Origin of the sequence: Nocardia sp. NPDC059691 (genome assembly GCF_042733915.1) — a bacterium.
In the GTDB taxonomy this organism is placed as follows: Bacteria; Actinomycetota; Actinomycetes; order Mycobacteriales; family Mycobacteriaceae; genus Nocardia; species Nocardia sichangensis.
Genome location: NZ_JBHWFB010000002.1, coordinates 154,746 through 177,029 on the forward strand (window position 1 = coordinate 154,746; position 22,284 = coordinate 177,029).

Annotated in this window: 23 protein-coding genes; 7 read left to right on the forward strand and 16 right to left on the reverse strand. The window is 68.8% G+C overall.

Annotation, left to right across the window (positions count from 1 at the left end; genetic code table 11):
* Nucleotides 1-2: 2 nt before the first annotated feature.
* Nucleotides 3-413: a cupin domain-containing protein gene (locus tag ACFV2O_RS05070; protein ID WP_355076809.1), complete on the reverse strand. Its 411-nt coding sequence runs from the start codon at nt 411-413 to the stop codon at nt 3-5.
* Between the two features lie 7 nt (nt 414-420).
* On the reverse strand, nt 421-1,494 hold the full coding sequence (locus ACFV2O_RS05075; RefSeq protein ID WP_379250343.1) for a saccharopine dehydrogenase NADP-binding domain-containing protein: 1,074 nt from the start codon (nt 1,492-1,494) through the stop codon (nt 421-423).
* A 96-nt stretch (nt 1,495-1,590) separates the two neighbouring features.
* Here ACFV2O_RS05075 and ACFV2O_RS05080 point away from each other — a divergent pair, with 96 nt between their 5' ends.
* A complete protein-coding gene (locus ACFV2O_RS05080) occupies nt 1,591-2,508 on the forward strand; it encodes an AraC family transcriptional regulator (protein ID WP_379250345.1) in 918 nt (305 codons plus the stop codon).
* 142 nt (nt 2,509-2,650) lie between these two features.
* Here the strand turns inward: ACFV2O_RS05080 and ACFV2O_RS05085 are convergent, their stop codons facing one another.
* The 4 genes from ACFV2O_RS05085 to ACFV2O_RS05100 form a co-directional block, all read right to left on the reverse strand.
* Nucleotides 2,651-3,403, reverse strand: a complete 753-nt coding sequence (locus ACFV2O_RS05085; protein WP_379250347.1) for a DUF427 domain-containing protein — start codon at nt 3,401-3,403, stop codon at nt 2,651-2,653.
* A gap of 93 nt (nt 3,404-3,496) precedes the next feature.
* Complete coding sequence (locus ACFV2O_RS05090) at nt 3,497-4,738, reverse strand: MFS transporter (RefSeq protein ID WP_379250349.1); 1,242 nt, start codon at nt 4,736-4,738, stop codon at nt 3,497-3,499.
* A complete protein-coding gene (locus ACFV2O_RS05095; protein WP_379250351.1) occupies nt 4,738-5,208 on the reverse strand; it encodes a MarR family winged helix-turn-helix transcriptional regulator in 471 nt (156 codons plus the stop codon). The genes ACFV2O_RS05090 and ACFV2O_RS05095 overlap by 1 nt, the downstream gene beginning before the upstream one ends.
* A gap of 113 nt (nt 5,209-5,321) precedes the next feature.
* Complete coding sequence (locus tag ACFV2O_RS05100) at nt 5,322-5,810, reverse strand: cupin domain-containing protein (protein WP_379250353.1); 489 nt, start codon at nt 5,808-5,810, stop codon at nt 5,322-5,324.
* Between the two features lie 77 nt (nt 5,811-5,887).
* Here ACFV2O_RS05100 and ACFV2O_RS05105 point away from each other — a divergent pair, with 77 nt between their 5' ends.
* Entirely contained in the window at nt 5,888-6,481 is a 594-nt protein-coding gene (locus ACFV2O_RS05105; RefSeq protein WP_379250354.1) for a TetR/AcrR family transcriptional regulator, read from the forward strand.
* A gap of 9 nt (nt 6,482-6,490) precedes the next feature.
* Here the strand turns inward: ACFV2O_RS05105 and ACFV2O_RS05110 are convergent, their stop codons facing one another.
* The 6 genes from ACFV2O_RS05110 to ACFV2O_RS05135 all read right to left on the reverse strand — a co-directional run bounded on the left by ACFV2O_RS05110 (nt 6,491) and on the right by ACFV2O_RS05135 (nt 13,760).
* Complete coding sequence (locus ACFV2O_RS05110; RefSeq protein ID WP_379250355.1) at nt 6,491-7,888, reverse strand: FAD-binding oxidoreductase; 1,398 nt, start codon at nt 7,886-7,888, stop codon at nt 6,491-6,493.
* A 215-nt stretch (nt 7,889-8,103) separates the two neighbouring features.
* The gene (locus tag ACFV2O_RS05115; protein WP_379250356.1) at nt 8,104-9,156 is read right to left on the reverse strand and encodes an acyl-CoA dehydrogenase family protein; all 1,053 of its coding nucleotides are present in this window, start codon (nt 9,154-9,156) and stop codon (nt 8,104-8,106) included.
* Nucleotides 9,153-10,169, reverse strand: coding sequence for an acyl-CoA dehydrogenase family protein (locus ACFV2O_RS05120; protein ID WP_379250357.1), 1,017 nt, complete (start codon nt 10,167-10,169; stop codon nt 9,153-9,155). Before ACFV2O_RS05120 ends, ACFV2O_RS05115 begins: the two co-directional genes overlap by 4 nt.
* Nucleotides 10,166-11,308 (reverse strand): acyl-CoA dehydrogenase family protein, encoded by a 1,143-nt coding sequence (locus ACFV2O_RS05125; RefSeq protein WP_379250358.1) that lies wholly within the window; start codon nt 11,306-11,308, stop codon nt 10,166-10,168. The genes ACFV2O_RS05120 and ACFV2O_RS05125 overlap by 4 nt, the downstream gene beginning before the upstream one ends.
* Complete coding sequence (locus ACFV2O_RS05130) at nt 11,308-12,213, reverse strand: enoyl-CoA hydratase (protein ID WP_379250359.1); 906 nt, start codon at nt 12,211-12,213, stop codon at nt 11,308-11,310. Before ACFV2O_RS05130 ends, ACFV2O_RS05125 begins: the two co-directional genes overlap by 1 nt.
* Entirely contained in the window at nt 12,213-13,760 is a 1,548-nt protein-coding gene (locus ACFV2O_RS05135) for a FadD3 family acyl-CoA ligase (RefSeq protein ID WP_355076829.1), read from the reverse strand. Before ACFV2O_RS05135 ends, ACFV2O_RS05130 begins: the two co-directional genes overlap by 1 nt.
* 75 nt (nt 13,761-13,835) lie before the next feature.
* Here ACFV2O_RS05135 and ACFV2O_RS05140 point away from each other — a divergent pair, with 75 nt between their 5' ends.
* The 5 genes from ACFV2O_RS05140 to ACFV2O_RS05160 all read left to right on the forward strand — a co-directional run bounded on the left by ACFV2O_RS05140 (nt 13,836) and on the right by ACFV2O_RS05160 (nt 18,678).
* Nucleotides 13,836-15,053, forward strand: coding sequence for an acyl-CoA dehydrogenase family protein (locus tag ACFV2O_RS05140; RefSeq protein ID WP_364425164.1), 1,218 nt, complete (start codon nt 13,836-13,838; stop codon nt 15,051-15,053).
* The gene (locus ACFV2O_RS05145) at nt 15,050-15,847 is read left to right on the forward strand and encodes an SDR family oxidoreductase (protein ID WP_379250360.1); all 798 of its coding nucleotides are present in this window, start codon (nt 15,050-15,052) and stop codon (nt 15,845-15,847) included. The genes ACFV2O_RS05140 and ACFV2O_RS05145 overlap by 4 nt, the downstream gene beginning before the upstream one ends.
* Nucleotides 15,848-16,046: 199 nt before the next feature.
* Entirely contained in the window at nt 16,047-16,820 is a 774-nt protein-coding gene (locus ACFV2O_RS05150; protein WP_379250361.1) for a hypothetical protein, read from the forward strand.
* Nucleotides 16,821-16,865: 45 nt separating this feature from the next.
* Entirely contained in the window at nt 16,866-17,474 is a 609-nt protein-coding gene (locus tag ACFV2O_RS05155) for a TetR/AcrR family transcriptional regulator (RefSeq protein WP_355076835.1), read from the forward strand.
* A 10-nt stretch (nt 17,475-17,484) separates the two neighbouring features.
* Nucleotides 17,485-18,678, forward strand: a complete 1,194-nt coding sequence (locus tag ACFV2O_RS05160; RefSeq protein ID WP_379250362.1) for an acetyl-CoA C-acetyltransferase — start codon at nt 17,485-17,487, stop codon at nt 18,676-18,678.
* 165 nt (nt 18,679-18,843) lie between these two features.
* Here the strand turns inward: ACFV2O_RS05160 and ACFV2O_RS05165 are convergent, their stop codons facing one another.
* The 4 genes from ACFV2O_RS05165 to ACFV2O_RS05180 are packed head-to-tail and all read right to left on the reverse strand — an operon-like array spanning nt 18,844 to nt 22,233.
* On the reverse strand, nt 18,844-19,623 hold the full coding sequence (locus ACFV2O_RS05165) for an ESX secretion-associated protein EspG (RefSeq protein ID WP_355076837.1): 780 nt from the start codon (nt 19,621-19,623) through the stop codon (nt 18,844-18,846).
* Nucleotides 19,616-20,923: a hypothetical protein gene (locus ACFV2O_RS05170; RefSeq protein ID WP_379250363.1), complete on the reverse strand. Its 1,308-nt coding sequence runs from the start codon at nt 20,921-20,923 to the stop codon at nt 19,616-19,618. The genes ACFV2O_RS05165 and ACFV2O_RS05170 overlap by 8 nt, the downstream gene beginning before the upstream one ends.
* Nucleotides 20,920-21,300, reverse strand: a complete 381-nt coding sequence (locus ACFV2O_RS05175) for a hypothetical protein (RefSeq protein WP_379250364.1) — start codon at nt 21,298-21,300, stop codon at nt 20,920-20,922. Before ACFV2O_RS05175 ends, ACFV2O_RS05170 begins: the two co-directional genes overlap by 4 nt.
* Before the next feature lie 9 nt (nt 21,301-21,309).
* On the reverse strand, nt 21,310-22,233 hold the full coding sequence (locus ACFV2O_RS05180; RefSeq protein WP_379250365.1) for a DUF3558 domain-containing protein: 924 nt from the start codon (nt 22,231-22,233) through the stop codon (nt 21,310-21,312).
* Nucleotides 22,234-22,284 lie beyond the last annotated feature (51 nt).

Consider the following 22,284-nt stretch of genomic DNA (forward strand, 5'->3'; position numbering starts at 1 on the left):
GGTCAGTCCAGCCGGAAATCCGCGAAGTCGAATCCCGGCGCGACGATGCAGCTGACCAGCACGTATTCCGCAGTCGCAGGCCGCGCCGACTGGCTGACCCCGCCCGGCACCACCGCTTGGAGCGCCTGACCGTGCTCCAGGTCGGGGCCGAGGATCACCTCCTCGCCGCCGATCTCCAGTGCCAGCGGTCCGCCACGGTGCCAGAGCCACAGCTCGTCGGAGCGCACCGTGTGCGGGGCGGACCGCTCGCCCGGCAGCAGCAGGAAATGGATCGCGGTGGCGGCGGCGCGCGGGCCCGGATAACCCTCCGGTGTGAATTCCACCGGGCTGCGCCAGGTTTGGCGGTACCAGCCGCCTTCGGGATGCGGCGCGAGATCGAGGGCGACAGCGAGCGGCGGTCGATTGTCGGTCATCGTTCGACTATGCCCGATCCTTCGCCGACGCTCGGCTTTCCTCGATACGCCAGGTGATACCGAAAGGCGCCAGCGCGTCCAGGAAATCGGCGGGGTCGAACGCCTCCGCCGGCGCGAGGGCGCCGGGCGCCGCGGCTCCGCCGGCCAAGCGGACCGCCGACTCCACCGCCATCAACGCCGAATCGCGGTAGGAGTCGACGCCGCTGAGCACGCCGCGGACCTGCCGCCCGTCCGCGCCGAACGCGTCGACGACGAGGTCGTAGCGCAGGTCCGCGCCGGGCGCGTCGGGCAGCGTGTCGATCAGTTCGGCGGTGAACCCGCTGAGTGTGTCGAGGATCGAGGTGGCGAGGACGCCCTCGACGTAGGAGACGTCCGAGTGCCGCGGGATGGTCAGGACCGGGGGCTGCGGGAATTTGGCGACGGTGGTCGGCTCGGTGTCACCGGGGAAGGTCATCTTCTCGCGGCGCGCCGTCGCGCCGGTGCGCAGTTCGCCGTCGGCGTAGTGCCAGCCGCCGCCGCGGAACCAATCCAAACTGGCGAGCACCGTCTTCGCGCTGCCTTTGGAACCATTGCCGCCGCTCTTGCTCAGATGGCTCAACACCACCTCGGCCGGCCCGGGCACCCGGCGCGTGATGAGGTGTGCCAGCAGGTCGCCGGGGAGGTTGCTGTCGGTGACGCCGGAGACCACGGTGACGCCGGCCGCCGCCACGCGCGGTCCGAACTCGTCGAGCACGCGCTTCAGGAAAAGCTGCTCGCCGGACATGTCGGTGTAGTGCGCACCCGCGTCGATCGCGGCGGCCAGCACCGCCGAGCCGTGCTCGACATAGGCGGGCAAGCTGCTGATCACCACATCCGCTCCGGTGAACGCGGTGACCAGAGCCGTGTGATCGGACAGGTCGGCTACCCGGATGTCGGCTTCGGGCAGGTCCGCGGCATCGGCAGCGGCTCGGACGCGATCGGCGTCGCGGCCCACGAGGATCGGGTCGACGCCGCGGCGGCGCAGTTCGGCGAGCAGGTAGCCGCCGGTGTGTCCGGTCGCGCCGTAGACGGCGATGGTGGCGGTGGTTTCGGTCGATGTCATGAATAGAAAGCTATTGGCTTCTTGTGAGCCGGACAATGCGTAGAGCGCTCGATACTTTGTCCGAAACACTCAAATGTAGAGTGCTACGGTGAACGGGTGGATATTCTCAGCGAGACCATCGCGGCCATCCGCACCGGCAGTCCCACCTCCGGCCTGTTCATCCGGCACGCTCCGTGGGGTCGGCGGTACCCGGTAGTGCCGGGCGCGGGTTTCCACGTGGTCTTACAGGGCTCTTGCTGGGTGGTGCCGCCGGACGGCGAACCCATTGCACTCGGCGTGGGGGACGTGCTGTTCATGCCGCGCGGGGCCGACCACGACTTGGTGGACAGTCTGGACACCCCGGTCACCGAGAGCGCGCAGCCCGGTGAGCCACGGGAGATCGTAGGGCCGGGCGTGCGGACCGCCTTGCTTTGCGGCGCTTATGAACTCGGCCGCAGCCGCACCCATCCGATCCTCGACGAGCTGCCCGAGTTCATCCATCTGCCCGCGCGTCCGGGGCGACATCCCGCGCTGCGCGGCGCGGTCGACCTGCTGGCCGCGGAGATCGCCGAGCCCCGTCCGGGCAGCGACGCGGCCGTGCCCGCGATCCTCGAGACGTTGCTGCTGTTCATCCTGCGCGCCTGGTTCGACGAGCAGTCCGACCTGTGCTCCTCCGGCTGGGCGGGCGCCTTCGCCGATCCCGCGGTCGCGGCGGCGCTGCGCGCGGTGCACGAGGAACCCGCCCGCGCCTGGACCGTCGCCGACCTCGGTGACATCGCGGGCGTCTCCCGCGCCACCCTCGCGCGTCGCTTCATCGCGACGGTCGGCGAACCGCCGCTGGCTTACGTGACCCGCTGGCGCATGCTGACCGCCGCTCGCCTGCTCCGCGACACCGACAGCAGTCTCGGCGCGCTGGCGCGGCGGGTCGGATACACCTCGGAGTTCGCCTTCGCGAAGGCCTTCAAACGCGAATACGGCGTGGCGCCGGGCCAATACCGCCGTGCGGCCGACAGTCCGCCATTGGTCGCGGTCTGACCGGGCCGCCGCCGCATATCGCTCGACCGGACCGGCAAGTGCGCGGTCACGGCGCGAGGACTGATCCCTGCCCGCGCCGTATGACGTGGTGACCGAGGGGAACGCCGCCGAAAGGGGCGAGACTCGCGGGCTGTCGCCGAACTCAGCTGAACGGCGAGCGTGGCCTTTCCTGGAGTTCACCGTCGACGTAGATGTCGACCTTCTCGTTGTAGAAGCAGACCAGCCCGGCGACCTTCTGGCTCTCCGGAAGCGGCGTGCGGTAGCCCCACACATAGTCGGGATACTCGTTGCCGCCGACGCGGACGGTCCAGTAGTCGGCGGTGCCCTTGTACGGGCAGCTGGTGTGGGTGGCCGACGGATACAGCAGATCCATGCGGACGTCCGTCATCGGCAGGTAGTACCGCGCGGGCAGACCCGTTTCGAAGAGGATGCGCGGCCCGTGCGAGTCGGCCACGGTGACCCCGTCGATCTCCACCCGCACATGCCGGGAGCTGGCCAGGATGTCGACGCGCGAGTACGGGTTGCGCGGGTGGACGTAGATCGGTTCGTCCTCCTCGAACCACTCGTCCATCGCGCCCCACTCCAAGCGAACCAGCTCGCGCAATTCGGTCAGCGGCGAGTCGTGGTAGCGCAGCGCCGCCCCGCCCGCTGTCGTGCCGTCGACCACGAGGTCGTAGACCGTCGCGTCGCCGCGGCTGGTGGAGTGCTGGGTCTGCCCGTTCGGTTCGAGCTTGGCGCGCAGGTCGGTGACGGGCAGATAGTAGGTCGGATAGTGCGGGTTCTCCCAGACCAGCACCGGCCGCACGCTGTCGGCCACCAAGTGCCCGCCCAGATAGACGCGCACACGCTTCTGGCTGGTCTCGACGCTGACGCGCCCCCGCTTCGCTTCGGTCATATCTCCTGACCGTACTCCTCGCACCGGCCCGCGCCAGGGTGCGGAAACGGCGAAGGCAGCCACGCTGGCGGCTGCCTTCGGTGCGCTCGGGGATCAGTCGTCGCCGACCGTGATGGCCTGGGCTTCCTCGACGCTGTGCGGTGCGGGATCGTGGTCGTCGAGGTGGGCCAAGGCGGCGCGCCCGGCGAGCAGGACGACGACCGCGGCGGCGGTGCACGCCGCGCCCACCCAGAACGGCAGCGAGACGCTGTGCTCGCCGAGCTTGCCCGCGAGGTAGGGCGCCGCGGCGCCGCCCGCGAAGCGGACGAAGCTGTAGGCCGCCGAGGCGGTGGACCGCTCCACCGGCGCGGAGATCATCACGGCCTCGGTGATCAGCGTGTTGTTCACGCCGAGGAACAGGCCTGCCAGCACGGTGCCGACGATCAACACCGGCTTGTGCTCGGCGAACACGGCCATCATCGCCAGGTCGGCGGCGAACAGGCCCAGGGAGAGTCCCATCATCGGCAGCGAACCGAACCGGCGCTGCAACCGGGGAGCGAGGAAGACCGACGCGATCGCCAGCAGTACACCCCAGCCGCAGAAGATGAAGCCGATCGCATAGGTGCCCATATCCAGCGGGAACGGGGTGTAGGCGAGCAGGGTGAAGAAGCCGAAGTTGTACAGCAGGGCGGTGATGCTCACGATCAGCAGCCCCCGATAACGCAAGGCGCGGAACGGCGCGGCGATCGAGGTGTGATGCGTCGGCTTGGGCCCGTCCGGCAGCAGGACGACGATGCTCACCAGCGCGATGGCCATCAGCACCGATACGCCGAAGAACGGTCCGCGCCAGCTGATTCCGCCGAGCACGCCGCCGACCAGCGGGCCGGTCGCGATGCCGATGCCGAGCGCCGCCTCGTAGAGGATGATCGCGCGGGCCACGCCGCCGCTGGCCGCGCCGACGATGGTGGCCAGCGCCGTGGCGATGAACAGCGCGTTGCCCAGGCCCCAGCCCGCGCGGAAGCCGACGATCTGCGCCACCGTATTCGACATACCGGCCAGCGCCGCGAACACGATGATGATCGTCAACCCTGCCAGCAGCGTCTTCTTCGCGCCGAAGCGGCTGGACACCACGCCGGTGACCAGCATGGCCACGCCGGTCACCAGCATGTAGCTGGTGAACAGCAGCGACACCTGGGACGGGGACGCGTTCAGTTGCTCGCCGATCGGTTTGAGAATGGGATCGACCAGGCCGATGCCCATGAACGCGATCACGCTCGCGAACGCGACCGCCCAGACGGCTTTCGGTTGCTTGGTGTTGTCCGCGACCGGTGCGCGGGTGGGAGCCAAAGTGCTCATCAGTGTTCCCTCGAGATCGGATCGTGCTGTCGCGTAGCCGTTTTCAGGGCCTCCAGCAGGTCGTGCAGTTCGGTGTCCAGCCGGGCCAGTCGCTCGGTGTCGAAGCCGGGCAGGTGTTCGCCGATCGCGGTGGCGAATGCGCGGCGGAACTCGGCCAGCCGGGTCCGCCCGGCCGGGGTGAGTTCGACGATCACGGCCCGGAAGTCCTCCGGGTCCTTGCGCCGGGTCGCGTAGCCTTCCGCGACCAGCTTGCCGATCAGCGCCGTTGCCGCCGGCTGTGAACATCGGTCGATCCTGGCGAATTCGCTGACGCGCAGCGCGCCGTGTTCGTCGAGCACCGCCAGCGCCCGCAACATGGCCCGCGGCAGGTCGTCGCCGCTGATCACCCCGGCCAGCCGAGTGAGCCTGCCCGCGGTGACGAGGAGGTCGACGACGATGTCATCCGCTACGTTCACCTGAGCTTGCCGCACGAGGAATATTATTACATAGGCTAACTATCTATTTACGGTGAAGTCGGCCACATGAGGTGGATCCCGGCGGAACGGTGGGTTCGGCCGGGTTGCCCAAGTCGGCGGTGAGGGAGTCAATCCACCTGTCCAGCAACGGTATTCGTCGATTCTTCGTAGTGGATGTCATATGCCGCCGCGATGGGATTGATCTTCACCGGATCCAGCACGCCCTCGGTCAGCACCGATGCTCCGGCTTCGAAAAGGTCCTCCAGATAGCACTCCCAGCCGCCGGGTGAGGAGATCTGCAGCACTCGTGGCGGCGGCTGCGATCCGCAGCGCAGGGCATGCGGCACGCCGTGTGGCAGCAACACGAACATGCCTTCCGTCGCGGAAAGGGTTCGGTCGTCGAACTCGACGTCGAGGGTTCCTTCGAGCACGTAGACGCATTCGTCCGCGATGTGGTGTGTGTGCCGGGGGATATCGCGCGCGAGGGTCACTTCCAGCAGGGAGAACCTGCCCTCGGTGTCGGCGGTGGTGGCCTTCACCGCGAACGCGGGCGGCAGCGGCACTCGGCCGGGCCGTGCCTCGCCGGGGGTCAGAACGCGGAAACGATTGTGGGACATGAAGTGCTACCCTTCGAAGCGATGAAACGGAACCGGAATCCGATTCCGTTTGAAGCGTAAACACGGAGGGATCGTCAGTGTCAAGGCCACCATCGGCCCGCAAGCAGCGCGCCGACGCCACGCTCAACCGCGCCCGCATCGTGTCCGTGGCGCGCACGCTGTTCGCCGAGCACGGCAGTGCCGTGCCACTGACCGAGATCGCGCGCGCCGCCGGAGTCGGCGTCGGAACCGTCTACCGTCATTTCCCCACCCATGCCGACCTCATCGAGGCCGCGGCCGAGCAGCGCTTCGCCGAGATCGAGGAGTTCGCCCGCACCGAATGCCTGCGCGCCGAGCCCGGCGAGGGGCTCGCACGCTACCTGCTTCATGTCGGCGAGGTGCTGGCGGCCGACCGGGGCTTGTCGGCGGCGATCGAGACGGCGCGGCAGTCGGCGGGCAGCGAGCCGAGGGGCGAATCCCGCGGCAGGCTCGAGGACGTGATCGGCGAGCTCGTCGAGCGGGACCGAGCCGCGGGAACATTGCGTGACGACTGCACGGTGGCGGACGTCTACATGATCGTCGGCGCGTTGTCCGCCACCATCGGCAGCGGCAGCGGTGATTGGCGCAGGCTCGTGCGGATCGTTCTGCACGGCCTGCGCCCCGATGCGGCCCGTGGACGCTCGGAGGAGTGAACTCGGAGGTCAGCCGGGGGCTATGTTGGCGTTGCGGTGGAAGACGTTGCCCGGGTCGTAGTCGGCTTTGATGTGCGCCAGCTTCGCGTATTTCGTGCGTCCGTACGATTCGCGAACCCGGGCATGGTCCGGGTCGGCCATGAAATTGACATACCCGCCCTGGTTGGAAGCCAATGGACGCAGCGCATCCCACGTCGTACGCACCCATTCCCGGTCCAGCGCGAGCGTCTCGGTGTCGGGAGTGATCGCGGTGATGTTGCACTCGTAATGCGAACGGCGCGTGCCGCCGAATGCCGTGTCGTCCTCACCGACAGTGCTGAACGTGCCGCTGAGCGGGAAGATCGGCATGAACGACAGCGGCGCGGTTTTCCTGGCCGCGTTCGCGATCAGCACCGCGATGGCGTCGTTGGAGAAATCGTCGAGGTCGAGCGCCTTCTCGTAGCCGTACAGGCCCCACGGCGCTGCCGCGTCGAGCATTCGCTGCAATCCGGCATACGGCATCGGGGTGCGGAATTCGAACAGCGGCGGCAGGGCGTTCCGGATCGGCGCCACCGCGGCGGCGTGCTCCTCGGCCGTGCCGAAACCGGCGACGATCAGGGCATGGCCCGCGTGGCCGTGGTATCGCTCCGGGACGAAATGCGCGGGCGGCGCCGACATCGCCAGCGCGATCAACGCTCCCGACCGGCGCGGCAGAGTGGGGATGAACTCACGGATCAAGCGGAGTGCGTCGGTGCCGTCCGGCATGTCCCAGAAGAGCAAGCCGAGGTGGATTTCCGGCCCGACGTGATGCAGGCGGTACTCGAATTCGGTGACCACTCCGAAATTTCCGCCGCCGCCGCGCAACGCCCAGAACAATTCCGCGTTCTCGGTCTCCGACGCCCGTACCACCTGGCCGTCGGCGAGCACCACCTGCGCCGAGACGAGGTTGTCGATGGCCAGCCCCGCCATGCGGGTCAGCCAGCCCATGCCGCCGCCGAGGGTGAGGCCGCCGACGCCGGTATCGCTGATCACTCCGCCGGTCACCGCCAACCCGTACTTCTGGGTCGCGGCGTCCATGTCCGCCATCGTCGCTCCGCCGCCGACCCGGGCCCGCTCGGCTTCCGGATTCACCACGACGCCCTTGAGGGCGCTCAGGTTGATCATCAGGCCGCCTTCGCCGACCGCGGTCCCACTGTAGGAGTGGCCGCCGCCGCGAACGGATATCTCCAGCCCCCGGTCCCGGCCGAAGGCCAACGCCGCGGCCACGTCACGCGGTGACAGGCACTGGGCGATCACGGCGGGGTGCCGGTCTATGTCCCCGTTCCAGATGGCGCGGGCCCGGTCGTACCCGGTATCCGCTGGGCCGTACACCGGCCCGTCCATGGTGGACCGTAATGCTTCGAGATCGGAATGCACTGTTTGCGTCATGGCATCCTCCCGGCTGGTGGGCCCCGACGACTTTTGGGAGGCGAGCCGGCATATCGACTCGCTACGGCACCGATTCCGACCTGCGGTGCCACTCGAAAACGCATCCCCCGGCATGCGCGTGTGGCGCTTGTCACATCTTAGTGCATCGGGACCATGCCGGACAGCCTATCGAGGAAGGGCGCGCCGCCGACCAGGTCGGCGCGCCCTGACCCGGCTCAGGCGGGCTGCGTCATCGGGCGGTGCGCGGCCCCGAACAGCTGCGCGTCCGCGTGGGCGCGCTTGAAGAACAGATGCGCGTCGTGTTCCCAGGTGATCGCGATGCCACCGTGCAACTGGACGGTCTCGGCCGCGATGGCGGTGAGCGCCTCCGAGCAGTGCACGCGGGCGACCCAGACGTCCTCGGCGGCCGACGGGCTGTCCGCCGCCACCGCCGCGGTCGCCGCGACGGACGCGGACCGGGCCGATTCCAGCAGCACGTACATGTCCGCCATGCGGTGCTTGAGCGCCTGGAAACTGCCGATCACCCGGCCGAACTGCACGCGGGATTTGGCGTAGTCGACCGTCGTCTCCAGGCAGCGGTCGGCGGCGCCGACCTGCTCCGCCGCCACCGCCGCCCACGCGATCTCGCGCAGCCGGGCGACCGTCCCGGACTGGTCACCCGAGCCGAGCCGTCGCGCGTGCGCGTCGGCGAAACCGACTTCGGCCAGTTTGCGGGTGGGGTCCATGGTGGGCGCGGGCCTGCGGGTGACGCCCGGCGCGGTGGGTTCGATCTCGAACAGACCGGTCGGCGTGACGACGACGAAGGTGTCGGCCGACATACCGTCGAGCACGTAGTGCGCGGTCCCGGTGAGGGCGCCGTCCTTCTCGTGCACACCCGGCTCGTCCCAGCCGCGCTCGTCGGCCCAGCAGACCGCGATCGTGCGCGTGCCCTCCGCCACCTCGGGCAGTAGCCGTGCGCACGCTTCGTCGTCGCCCGAAAGCAGCACCGCCTGTCCACCGAGAACGGCGGAGCCGAGCATCGGAACCCCGGCGAGCGTGCGACCCAATTCGCCCACCACCAGCAGGGATTCGACCAGGCTCGCACCGAAGCCGCCGTATTCCTCGGGAATCGCCAGCGCCGCGACGCCGATCTGCTCGCACAGCAGCCGCCACAGCGCCGGGTCGTAGCCGAGTTCGCTGTCCATCGCGGCGCGCACCGCCGCGGACCCGGCGTGCTTGGTCAGCAGTGCACGCACCGAGGCGAGGAATTCCTGGTGTTCGGCGGTCATGCGATGCCTCGCTCGGCGCGTTCCCGGTCGGTGTCCTCCCGCAGCGCCCGTGCGATCCGGGCGCGATGCAGGTCCGGTGTGCCCCAGGCCGAACGCAGCGCGGTCACCTTGGTCAGCCACAGCGACAGGTCGTACTCGGCGGTGTAACCGATCGCGCCGTGTACCTGGAGCGCGGTGCGGGCCGCGCGGTAGGCGGCGTCGCCGCAGGCGATCACGGCGGCCGAGACGTCGCGGCTCCGAGTTGGTCCGGTCATGGTCAGCGCGGCCCGGTAGAGCAGCGGCTCGGCCAGGTCCAGCGCGATGAGCACGTCGGCCAGCTTCTGCTTCACAGCCTGGAACTCGCCGATCGGTTTACCGAATTGCTTGCGCTGCTTGGCGTATTCGGTGGACGCGTGCAGCAGGGCCTTTCCCGCGCCGAGCAGCTGGGCCGCGCAGGCCAGCGCGCCGGTGTCGAAACCGGCGGCCACGGCCGCGGCGACCTGCCCACCCTCGGCGACGGGCTCGGCCGCGGCGACCGTGAACAGGCGGCGGGCGGGATCGACCGATCGCACCAGGCCGCTGCGGTGCCCGAGGGACAGCTGCTCACCGGCCAGCAGGACCACCTCGGCGGTGTCGGCGTCCAGCGCGACACCGCTCGCGAAGGCGACGGTGCCCAGCGCCGTGCCCTCCGCGAAGCCGGGCAGCCAGCGCTCGGCCGGATCACGGTCAGGAAGCGCTTGCAGCAGAGCCGGAATCGCGGCGGCGGTCTCCAGCACCGGTCCCGGCACGGCTGCCCGGCCGATCTCCTGGAACGCCACGACCAGATCGATCGGTTCGGCGCCGATGCCGCCGTGCTCCTCCGCCACGGCCAGACCCAGCACACCGGCCTCGGCCAGTTGCCGGATCAACGCGCGACCGGGCCCGCTGTCGCCGGACGCCCACGCGCGCACGGCGGAGGGCGCGCGGCCCGCCTCCAGCAGTTTGCGCAGGCTGGCGGCGAAATCGAGTTGTTCGGGGCTGAGCGCGAATCTCATCGGCTGCTTCCTCTCGGTAGTCCGAGCAGCCGCTCGGCGATGATGTTGCGCTGGATCTCGTTGGTGCCCGCGTAGATCGGTCCCGACAGCGCGAACAGGTATCCGTCCGTCCACGGCCCGGAACGTTCCGCCGCCGGACCGAGCACCTCGAGCGCGGTCTCGTGCATGGCGATGTCGAGTTCGGACCAGAACACCTTCGTGATCGAGGATTCCGCGCCGAGCTTGCCGCCTTCGTTGAGCCGGGTGACCGTGCCGAACGTGTGCAGCCGGTAGGCCTCGCTGCCGATCCAGGCGTCCACCACCGCGTCGCGCTGCGCGGTGTTGTCCTCGTCGCCCGCCTCGCGCCACAAATCGATCAGCCGTCGCGCGGTGGCGCTGAACCGCCCGGGGCTGCGCAGCGAGAGGCCGCGTTCGTTGCTGGAGGTGCTCATCGCGACGCGCCAGCCCTCGCCGGGCGCGCCTATGACGTCGCGGTCGGGCACGAACACGTCGTCGAGGAAGATCTCCGCGAAGCCGGGTTCGCCGTCCAGCTGCGGGATCGGGCGCACCGAGACCCCGTCGGCGGTCAGCGGGAACATCACGTAGGTGAGGCCCTTGTGCCGCTCGGCCTCCGGGTCGCTGCGGAACAGTCCGAAGGCCCAGTCCGCGAAGGCGGCGCGCGAACTCCACGTCTTCTGGCCGCTCAGCAGCCAGCCGCCGTTGGTGCGCCGGGCGGTCGAGCGGATACCGGCCAGGTCGCTGCCCGCTTCGGGCTCCGACCACGCCTGCGCCCAGATGTCGTCGCCGCGCGCCATCCGCGGCATGATCCGTTCCAGCTGTTCCGTGGTGCCGTGCTCGAAAAGGGTTGGCGCCAGCAGGAATATGCCGTTCTGGCTGACCCGCCCCGGCGCGCCCGCCGCGTAGTACTCCTGCTCGAACAGCACCCACTCCAGCAGCGACGCATCGCGCCCGCCGAACTCCTCCGGCCATGCCACCACCGAGAGCCGGGCGTCGGCGAGGGTGCGCTCCCACGCGCGATGCGCCTCGAATCCCGCCTTGGTGTCCATGGAGGGCAGCGGTTTCGCGGGTTTGTTCGCGGCCAGGAATTCGCGGACCTCCCGCTGGAATTCCTGGGTCGTCAGATCGAGATCCAGATCCACTAGGTCGTTCCGTTCTGTTCTGCGGTGCTCGCGGAGGCCTTCATCGACTTGGCGTTCATGCCGCCCAGCGAGTCGGCGCCGACCTCGGCGTTGTGCGCGTGCGCGAAGTGGTGCAGGCCGAAGACCGAATCCATGCCCGAGCGCATGCCCATCAGGTCCTCGGCCTGATTGACCGCTTTCTTCGTCAGCGCGAGACCGAATTGCGGCATGGTGGCGATCTTCTCGGCCAGCGCGAGGGTTTCGGCCTCCAGTTCGGCGCGCGGCACCACCCGGTTGACCATGCCCCACTCCTTGGCCTGCGCGGCTCCGAACCGGTCGCCGGTGAACAGGAACTCCTTGGCCGCGCGCGGACCCATCACCCACGGGTGCGCGAAGTACTCGACGCCCGGAATGCCCATGCGGACCACGGGATCGGAGAAGAACGCGTCGTCGGAGGCGATGATCAGATCGCACACCCAGGCCAGCATGAGCCCGCCCGCGATGCAGGCGCCCTGCACCATGGCGATGGTCGGCTTGGGGATCTCCCGCCAGCGCCTGCACATGCCGAGGTAGACCTCGAGCTCGCGGGCGAAGCGCTGGTCGCCGCCGGCCCGGTCCACGTGGTCCCACCACAGCGCGGCCTTGTTCTGGTACCGCACGTGGTGGTCGCGGCCGGGCGTGCCGATGTCGTGCCCGGCGCTGAAGTGTTTGCCGTTGCCCGCGAGCACGATCACTCCGACCTCGGGGTCCTCCACGGCGCGCTCGAACGCGGCGTCGAGGGCGTAGGTCATCACCGAGTTCTGCGCGTTGCGGTAGTCCGGCCGGTTCAGCGTGACGATCGCGACGCGTCCGCGCCGCTCGTAGGTGACGACCTCACCTTCGTCCGGGATCGCCGGACCCTCGTCCGGGGTTGCCGGTTCCGACATTACGACTTCTCCTCACGTAGTTGACGCTTGAGCACTTTCCCGGCGGCGCTGTAGGGCAGCTGGTCGCGGAACTCGACGAACCGCGGCACTTTGAAATTGGCCAGCACGGTGGTGGCGTGGGCGAGCACCTGGTCCTCGGTGAGGCCCGAGCCGGGCTTGCGCACCACGTACGCCTTGCCCACCTCGCCCATCCTGGTGTCGGGCACGCCGATGACCGCCGACTCCGCGACGCCGTCCAGCCGGGCCAGCGCCTGTTCCACTTCGGCGGGGTAGACGTTGAAGCCGCCGGAGATGTACATGTCCTTGAGCCGGTCGGTGATCGTCAGGTATCCGCGGTCGTCGACCGTGCCGATGTCGCCGGTGTGCAGCCAGCCGTCCTCGTCGATCGTCTCCGCGGTGCTTTCCGGGTCGTCCAGGTATCCGAGCATCACGTTCGGCCCGCGCAGCAGGACCTCGCCCGCCTCGCCGAGGCGCAACTCGAAATCCGCGATCGGCCTGCCGCAGGTGTTCGCGATGGTCTCGGCGTCGTCGTCGACGCGGCACATGGTGCCGAAACCCGCGCTCTCGGACAGGCCGTAGGCGGTGATGACGACGTCGAAGGCCAGTTCCGAGCGCATCCGCTCGATCAGCACCACCGGCACCGTCGCCGCTCCGGTGACGGCCACGCGCAGGGAGCTCAAGTCGAATTCGGCGCGGCGCGGGAAATCCAGGATCGTCTGGTAGATCGTCGGCGGACCGGGCAGCACGGTGATCCGCTCCGCGCCGATCCGCCGCATCGTCTCCGGTACGTCGAAGGTGACCTGCGGGATGATCGTGGCGCCCGTGACCAGGCAGGCGAGGATGCCCGCCTTGTATCCGAAGTTGTGGAAGAACGGGTTCACCACCAGATACCGGTCGTCGCCCCGCAAGGTGGCGCACTCCGCCCAGGCCCGCACCACCGAAAGCGCCTGCCGGTGCGCGACCAGCGTGCCCTTGCTGCGGCCGGTGGTTCCGGAGGTGAACAGGATGTCGGAGATGTCGTCGGGGCGGACCGACTCGGCGCGTTCCTCGGCTTCGGCCACGGTGACCGGCGCGGCGACGGTCGCGAGTTCCGACCAGTCCAGCGCGGCGATGTCGGTGTTCTCCGTGCCGGGTTCGACCGGGATCACCACCACCGTGTCGATGGCCAGATCGGACGTGCGCAGTTCGGCCAAGCGGTCGCGGCCGAGGAAGGGCCCCGCGATGAACAGGGCTTTCGCGTCCACCCGTCCGAGCACGTCGGCGGCCTCGTCGGCCACGTAGCGGGTGTTCAGCGGCACCAGCGCCGCGCCCGCGTAGTGCGCGGCGAGCGCGGCGATCACCCAGTGGTGGGTATTGGGCGCCCACATGGCCACCCGGTCGCCCGTCCGCACCCCGCGTGCGATGAGCGCCCGTGCCACTTCCTGGACCGCCTCGAGCAACTGGGCCCAGTTCAGCCGCACCTCGCCGTCGGCGATCGCCGGGGCGTCGCCGAAGGTCCGAGCGGCGTGGTGCAGTGCCATCGGTGTCGTCTGTGCAGGGGTTGTCACGGTTGTCCTTACCGTCCGCGAGCGAGTTATGCGTGCACTCTACAAAGCAAGTGCTTGGTAGGTTATCCTACCGGCGTGGGTGCGATCCAGACCTCAGAATCCGACACCGCCGCTCCGGACGGGCGGTTTTCCGCTGTGCAGGACGAGCGATTCGCCGCCGAAGTGCGCGAGTGGCTGGAGGAGAACCTCAACGGCGAATTCCGCGCGCTGCGCGGCCTCGGCGGTCCCGGCCGCGAACACGAGGCGTTCGACGAACGCCTGGCCTGGGACCGGCACCTGGCCGCGGCCGGGTGGACCTGCCTGGGCTGGCCGAAGGAGTACGGCGGCCGCGAGGCCACGGTGCGCCAGCAGGTCATCTTCCACGAGGAGTACGCCAAGGCGAACGCCCCCGCGCGGGTGTCGCACGTCGGCGAGGAACTGCTCGGCCCGACCTTGCTCGCGTTCGGCACCCAGGCCCAGAAGGACCGCTTCCTGCCCGGCATCCGCAACGTCAGCGAACTGTGGTGCCAGGGTTATTCGGAGCCCGGCGCAGGCTCCGACCTGGCCGCCATCACCACCTCGGCGCACCTGGACGGCGACGAGTGGTCGATCAACGGGCAGAAGATCTGGACCTCGCTGGCTCACGTGGCCGACTGGTGCTTCGTCGTCGCCCGCACCGAGCGCGGCTCCGCCAGGCACAAGGGTCTGTCCTACCTGCTGGTCCCGATGCGGCAGCCGGGCATCGATGTGCGTCCGATCATTCAGCTGACCGGGACCTCGGAATTCAACGAGGTCTTCTTCGACAACGCCCGCACCGCGGCCGACCTGGTGGTCGGCGAGCCGGGCGACGGCTGGCGGATCGCCATGGGCACGCTCACCTTCGAGCGCGGCATCTCCACCTTGGGTCAGCAGATCCGGTTCGCCCGCGAACTGGCCGACATCGAGGCTCTGGCCCGCCGCACCGGCGCGGCCGACGACCCGCTGATCGCCGACCGGATCGACCGCGCCTGGGTCGGGTTGCGCGTGCTGCGCGCGCACGCCATGCGCACGATGGAGGGCGCGGGCGTGGACGACGGCGCTGGCCAGGCCTCGGTGGCGAAACTGCTGTGGGCCAATTGGCATCGCGGGCTGGGGGAGCTGGCGATGGCCGTGCTCGGCGCCCGCGGCCTGGTGGCGGGCGAGAACGATCTCAACGAATGGCAGCGGCTGTATCTGTTCACCCGCGCCGACACCATCTACGGAGGTTCGAACGAAGTGCAGCGCAACATCATCGCCGAGCGGGTGCTCGGCCTGCCGCGCGAGGCCCGCCCGTGACCGGGCCGCTGTCGGTCGCCCCCGCGCCCGTTCCTGGGCACGGCCTGCTGACCGGACGTTCGGCCGTGATCACCGCGGCGGCGGGCACCGGCATCGGCTCGGCCACCGCGCGCAGGCTGCTGGCCGAGGGCGCGGACGTGGTGGTCTCCGACTGGCACGAGCGGCGTCTGGCCGAGACCGCGACCGAGCTGGCCGCCGAGTTCCCGGACCGGCGGGTCGCCTCGATCCCGTGCGACGTGCAGAGCACCGAACAGGTGAACGCGCTGATCCGCGGCGCCGCCGAGGCCGTCGGCCGCATCGACGTCATGGTCAACAACGCCGGGCTGGGCGGGGAGACGCCCGTGGTCGACATGACCGACGAGCAGTGGGACCGCGTCCTCGACATCACCCTCAACGGCACCTTCCGCTGCACCAGGGCCGCCCTCGGTTACTTCCGCGACGCGGGCCACGGCGGCGTGATCGTGAACAACGCCAGCGTGCTCGGCTGGCGCGCGCAGTACGGCCAGGCGCACTACGCGGCGGCCAAGGCGGGCGTCATGGCGTTGACCAGGTGCAGCGCAATCGAGGCTGCCGAACTCGGCGTCCGGATCAATGCGGTGGCCCCGAGCATCGCCAGGCACGCCTTCCTGGACAAGGTCAGCTCGACCGAGCTGCTCGACCGGCTGTCGGAGCGCGAGGCGTTCGGCCGCGCGGCCGAGCCCTGGGAGGTCGCCGCCACGATCGCGATGCTGGCCAGTGGCTACACCACTTACCTGACCGGCGAGGTGGTCTCGATCAGCAGCCAACGCGCCTGAGCCACGGGCTTTTCGGGCTCGTCCGCTCTGCATGAGGCGGACGAGCGCACCCCGGCGACCATCGAGCAGCCGTTCGTCCGCCACGCCCGGAGAGATCTTCCACGCCGTATTGCGATCGCCTTCTCGCATCGCGGCTGCCGCGTGAAATGGGCGGCTGATCAGGTGGAAAAGGACGAGCCGGAGCGCGGCGCGGTGTGCCATGCTGGATGAGATCGGATCAGCGCTCTTCAAGGGGGCGATGGCTATGGGTCGCGATCGCCCACCTGCCCGCGAACAACTGGAACTCGATGTGGTGCGCGAAGTCGTGCTGGCCAGGCGACGGCTCGACAGCCTCGTCCTCTCGGCCCTCACCCTCGGCGCCGAGCTCATCGAGCACACCTCCGAAAGCGCGGTCGCCACGGCCGCCGAGCGGATTCTCGAGCAGCACGCCGTCGACGAGGGAGAGGTCGCCCGCGATCCGCGGGGCGCCCTGCGGGCCGATCTGGCGCGCGATCGCGAGCGCGCCCGGCGCATCGGACTCAGCGCCGACAGCACGGAGAGCGAGCAGGAGCAGCGCAGGCAGCGCCAGACGGACTTGCTGTGCGAGGTGCGCGCCGACTTGCTCGCGGTGGTCGCGAAATGCCGGAAATTCCGCTTCGACCAGGTGACCTTCTCGGACGAGATCGCGCAGGGCCTGTGCGCGGCCACCGACAAACTGGTGATCGGGGCCGACATGGACACCTACCACGCCTGGCAGCGCGGCATGGTGCTCAAGCTGAGCGAGGAGCCGGTGCGCGGCGGCCCGCCACGGGTGATGGCCACGGTGGACGCCGGTCCCGATCGCGGTCAGCTCACCGTGGAGTGGGACAGCTGCGAACGTCGTCTCGCGCTCGTCGCCAGGATGGCGCGCGCGGGCGTCTCGCCGGTGATCATCTGCGATCGCCTGCTCGCCGATCTCTCGGTGTCCTCGCCGCTGCGCTATTCGGCCCGTTGAACGGGGCCGCTGTACCAAGCAAATGCTTGGTTGTATGATGGCCGTGTGCCCGCACCAGACGCCTCTAAATCAGCACGGCGCAGCGAGTTGCTCGCCTTGGCGGCCGAATTGTTCGCCGAGCGGGGATTGCGCGCGACCACAGTGCGCGACATCGCCGACGCGGCCGGGATCCTATCGGGGAGCCTCTATCACCACTTCGATTCCAAGGAGTCGATGGTGGACGAGATCCTGCGCGGGTTCTTGGACGAACTGTTCGGCCGCTACCGCGAGATCGTCGCCTCCGGTCTGAGTTCGCGAGACACCTTGGAAGCCTTGGTGCTCGCGTCCTACGAGTCGTTCGACCGCTGGCACGCCGCGGTGGCGATCTACCAGGCCGAGGCGAAGCGGCTGCGCGACTCGGAGCGGTTCACCTACATCGCCGCGTACAACCGCGAATTCCGCGAGCTGTGGCACCGGGTGCTGACCAACGGCGTCCAGGACGGCAGTTTCCGGCCGGAGCTGGATGTCGAACTGGCCTACCGGTTCCTGCGTGACACGGTGTGGGTCGCGGTGCGGTGGTACCGCCCCGGCGGCTCGGTCACCGTCGAGAACCTCGCGAAGCAGTACCTGACCATCGTGCTCGACGGGCTCACCGCCGGCGAGCGCACCACGTAGGAGTCCTTACATGTCAGCACCTTCCGCGTCCCGTCGTCCGTATGCCCCGCTGCGGGACGCCTACGTGATCGATGCGGTACGCACCCCGGTCGGCAAGCGCGGCGGCGCACTGGCGGGCGTGCACCCGGCCGATCTGGGCGCGGCCGCGCTGCGCGGCCTGCTGGACCGCAACCCGATCGACCCGGGGAATGTGGACGACGTCATCGTCGGCTGCGTCGACAACGTCGGCCCCCAGGCGGGCAACATCGGCCGCACCATGTGGCTGGCCGCGGGCTATCCCGAAGAGGTGCCCGGCGTCACGGTGGACCGGCAGTGCGGATCCAGCCAGCAGGCCATCAATTTCGGCGCCCAAGCCATCATGAGCGGCACCGCCGAGGTGATCGTCGCGGGCGGCGTGCAGAACATGAGCGCGATCCCGATCTCCGCGGCCATGTTCGCGGGCAAGGAGTACGGCTTCGACTCGCCGTTCGTCGGATCGCAGGGCTGGGATCACCGCTACGGCACCGCCGAGGTGACCCAGTTCCGCGCCGCCCAGCTGATCGCCGAGAAGTGGGACATCAGCCGGGCGGAAATGGAACGATGGGCGCTGCGCAGCCACGAGCGGGCCCGCGACGCGATCAAGAACGGCCGCTTCGACAACGAGATCGTGCCGGTCGGCGATTTCTGGATCGACCAGGGCCCGCGCGAGACCAGCCTGGAGAAGATGGCTTCGCTGCCCCCGCTGGCCGAGGGCAGCCCGCTGACCGCCGCGGTGGCCAGCCAGATCTCCGACGGCGCCAGCGCCACCCTGCTCGCTTCGGACTGGGCGGTGCGGGAGTACGGCTTGACGCCGCGAGCGCGCATCCACCACGTGAGCGCGCGCGGCGCGGACCCGATCTACATGCTCACCGCGCCGATCCCGGCGACCAAGTGGGCGCTGGAGAAGTCCGGTCTCACCATCGATGACATCGACGTGATCGAGATCAACGAGGCGTTCGCGCCCGTGGTGCTGTCCTGGCTGAAGGAGACCGGCGCGAATCCCGAGAAGGTCAACGTCAACGGCGGCGCCATCGCCCTCGGTCACCCGCTCGGCGCGACCGGCGCGAAGCTTTTCGCGACGCTGCTCAACGAGCTCGAACGGATCGAGGGCCGCTACGGCCTGCTCACCATCTGCGAGGGCGGCGGCACCGCCAACGCCACCATCATCGAGCGCCTGCCGCGCTGATCCGCGCGAGCGAGCGGCACGCCGAGAAGTTCGACGTGCCGCTCGTATGTCGCGGATGGCGACGGGTCGTGGTCAGTCGGATTGCACCTCGTGATCCGACTGCCCCTGAGTCGACCCATCATTGATGGCGCCACGGCTCTGGTGGACCCGCCGTTCGCGCGGTCCTTATCGCTGTGAGCGCAGGTACTCGTCGTGTTCGCGGTCCTCGCGGTAGTAACGCTGGGTCAGCACGGTGAGACGGTTGATCTCGGCCGCCATAGCGGCGGGGGCGAGCGGTTTGGCGACGATGGGGTCGCCCGTTCTCACGTAGTAGCGGCCATCCGTGTAGTCCATCCACCAGAAACCGCGCCCGAAACTCGGGCGGGCGTCGACGGCCGGGCCGGCGAACACCGTGACCTCGCCCAGCCCGAGGCGTTCCCGCTTGAAGATCTGGTCCAGCCGCGCCACGGTGCCGACCTCGTACGGCTTGCGCACCGGCCGTTCCCGATCGGCGGTTACTTCTTCGCGGCGCACTTCGATCGGCGGATGCGTGCCCGCAGGCATCTTCGGCAGCGCGGCCACCGCTTTGGCGGCGACTCGCCCCGCGGCGCAATAACTCACGATCACGTCAGCTCCGGTGTCCGGTGCGTGGCCGGGGAGCTGGACCAGGGTGGCCCCGGCCTGCCCGCGTACCGCGCCGTGGAAACGGAACACGATCGACATGTCCGGGCCGCCCATGCCTTTGGACTCGACCCGTACCTCCGGCTCCAGCAATACGTCCAGCGCCTGTTCCAGCTCGACGGCGTATCGCCCGAGCAGCGCGTCGACCGCTTCCTCGCGTTGACGCTTCAGATCGGCGAAATCCATCTCTTCCGGACGATATTGCAGCGGGTACGGCAGACGGTCGCGACCATAGGCGGACCAAAGGATTTCGAATTCCTGCCCGGTGAAGCGCCAGTCAGCCATGCGGGTTGTCTCCGATGACCGGAGGAACGGCCTTCGGCAAGGAATCCAGACCGGTGAGTTCCTCGCCGTTGTGCTGGTTGACCAGGTAGTCCTTGACGCCCGATGTCTCGCGTTCGTCGTCCTTGCCGCGAGACCCCATCCCCGGGGCGATGCCGCTCGTTCCGGTCGTGCCGGTTCGCGCCGTCTGGGCTCCGGTCGCCGTGGCGGCCCGCAGCGCGTTCGGCTGCTGCGGACCGGCCGGGACGTTGCGGCCTGGTGCGGGAGTTCCGGTGATGTTCGGTGCGCCGGATACGACGGGGGTGCCCGGACGCCCGGGCGTATTCGGGCTCGTCGTCCCGGGCCGACCAGGCGTCGCCGGAGCGGTGGTGAAGTTCGGGCTCGGCGTAGTGGTGCTGCTCGGTGTCGTCGACGGCGTGTTCGATGTCGTCGGTTGTACGCCGGTCGACTGGTCCGCACCCGCCGGGGTGACTGCCTGCGGAGTGGTGGCGGGGTTGTTCTCGGGCGATTGTCGCGTGCCGCCGTCGGATCGGTCGGTGGTCTCCGGTTGCGCGGCTTCGGGCTGGTCCGACTCGGTAGTCGTCGTCTGCGGTGCGGAGGTATTCGGAGCGCCAGGTGACGAGATACCCGGCTGCTGCCCGGGATCTGCCACGATCTGCGGGGCCGTGGGCAGGACGGGCACACCGTGGTCGGTCTGATTCGCGACTTGGCCGTACACCGTCCGCAGGATCCGCCTCGCTTCCTGCGTCGCCTCCTCTTCGGTGTAATCGCCCGCCTTCATGACACCGTCTTGGGGCAGCGTCTTATCCCTCAGGTCCGGGCGTTCGGTGGCCTGCGGCATCAATGCCTGCGTCTGCTCGAGACCGGTATGCATCTCCGACAGCTTGAAACTCACCAGACACGCGGCATCCGCGAGATTCCCCGACTGATTCCGGTAGTTCGTCACCGCGTCCGCCGCCGCTTTCCCGGATTGCCCGGTCCAGCCCGGATTCGTGCCGTCCCCGGTCACGGTGCGGCCGAACTGCTCGTTGAACGCCTGAATCGCACCGGTCAGATTCATCCCGATGTTCAACCAGGCCTCCGACGCCTCGCGCACCGTACCCGGCCGCATCGCGTTCACGGCGTCGACCATCTGCGCCAACGTCATGCTGTCGTAGTTGTCCGGTCCCGGAATTCGCGGCGGTTCGTACTCCCCTTGAAACGATGTGCCCAACCGGCTGGTGAAGTCGTAGATCGTGTCGCGCTCCCGATTCCACTGCTCCTGCGCGGCGATGATCCGGGCGCGGTACTCCTCGTAGGTCATGGTTGCGCGTCCAAGCCGGTGAACTGGTCGGCTCTCGACTGGTCCAGCTCGACGAAGTTGGCGATTGCTTTGGAGACAACCTCTTTCGCGATCTTTACCGCGTCGATGTGCTGCATGAGTACGGCGTCCAAGGATTGCTCGGTGCCGGCAGCCTTGCTGGAGAATTTCTCCCGGAGAACCTGACCTGAGGGAAAGGGGCCGAAACCGTCGATAATCTTGACCCGGTCCGCCATTTGCAGGATGGCGTCCAGCCGATCCAAGTAGTCGTCGCAGGCTTTGTCCAACCCCTTGCCGATCTCGGGATGTAGCACTATCTCACCGGAATTGGCCAGGTCGAGAACTCTCCGCCACTCTGTTGCGTCGACTCCGACAGACACAACCCCTCCTTAGTTTTTCGGCAGGTACTGCGCCAGATCGGAGGCATGGCGACGGACCTCTGCGCATGGATCGCCTTGTTTGCCAACGGAGTAGCGAGTTACGACCCGGAACAAGACCGTGCCCTGTGCCGCTTCGACGGCGATGCTGCACTTGAGTTGCTTGGCGTCGCCCACATCGAGGAACTCGACGGCGTTGTGGGCACCGACCGGATGCGGTGTGAAGGACTCGAAATCACGACGCTTCTGAACGTCCTGAAGAGTGGGCGTACCGGAGAAGATCGTCAAGTCGTACCAGCGAGAGACGGCTCGCCACCCGCATACCTTCCATCCGGTGAAGTCCACGCCAGCCGCGTCCTTGTTCTTGCTGGCGGCATCCAGCCCAGTCCCCGATATCGCAGCTTCCGGCAGGTCACATGGATTCCAGAGTGCCGCGTCCGGGTCGGCAGACTTCGTGGCGGCGGTAGTCGCCGGGGCCGCCGCCGTTGTGGAGGCCGGTGTGCCCCTGGTGGTGTCACCACACCCAGCCAGCGCCACCACCGCACCGGTCGCGAGCACGGCACCGCGTAACAGCTTCCCCCAGCTCGTCATCGGTTCCTCACCGCCGGGGCCGTAACGCATCGACGGGGGCCGGACCGGCTCCTCCGCCCCCTGCAAGCTGGGATCGACGCTACTGGGCGGTTCACGGGGTCGCAACAGTCGCCGACGGGTGAGGCCGAGCGCGGCGGAAACCGGAGCATAGTGGCGCAGGTGAGCGGAATCCTGACACGCTCGCGCTTCCGGGCGGTCGATGACGCCGAATTGGAAGTTCCACGTATTCGAAATGTTCGTAACGTTCGACTGTTCAATTATTAGTGACCATCTTTTCTGTACAGTTCGGGGGTGGCGAACATCGTTGAGCTCGTGCTGCTTTGGCTCGATGATGCTGCCCTGCATCCGATCGGTGGCAGTGGAGCGCTGATTAGATGAGGGGTCCGGGGGCCAATG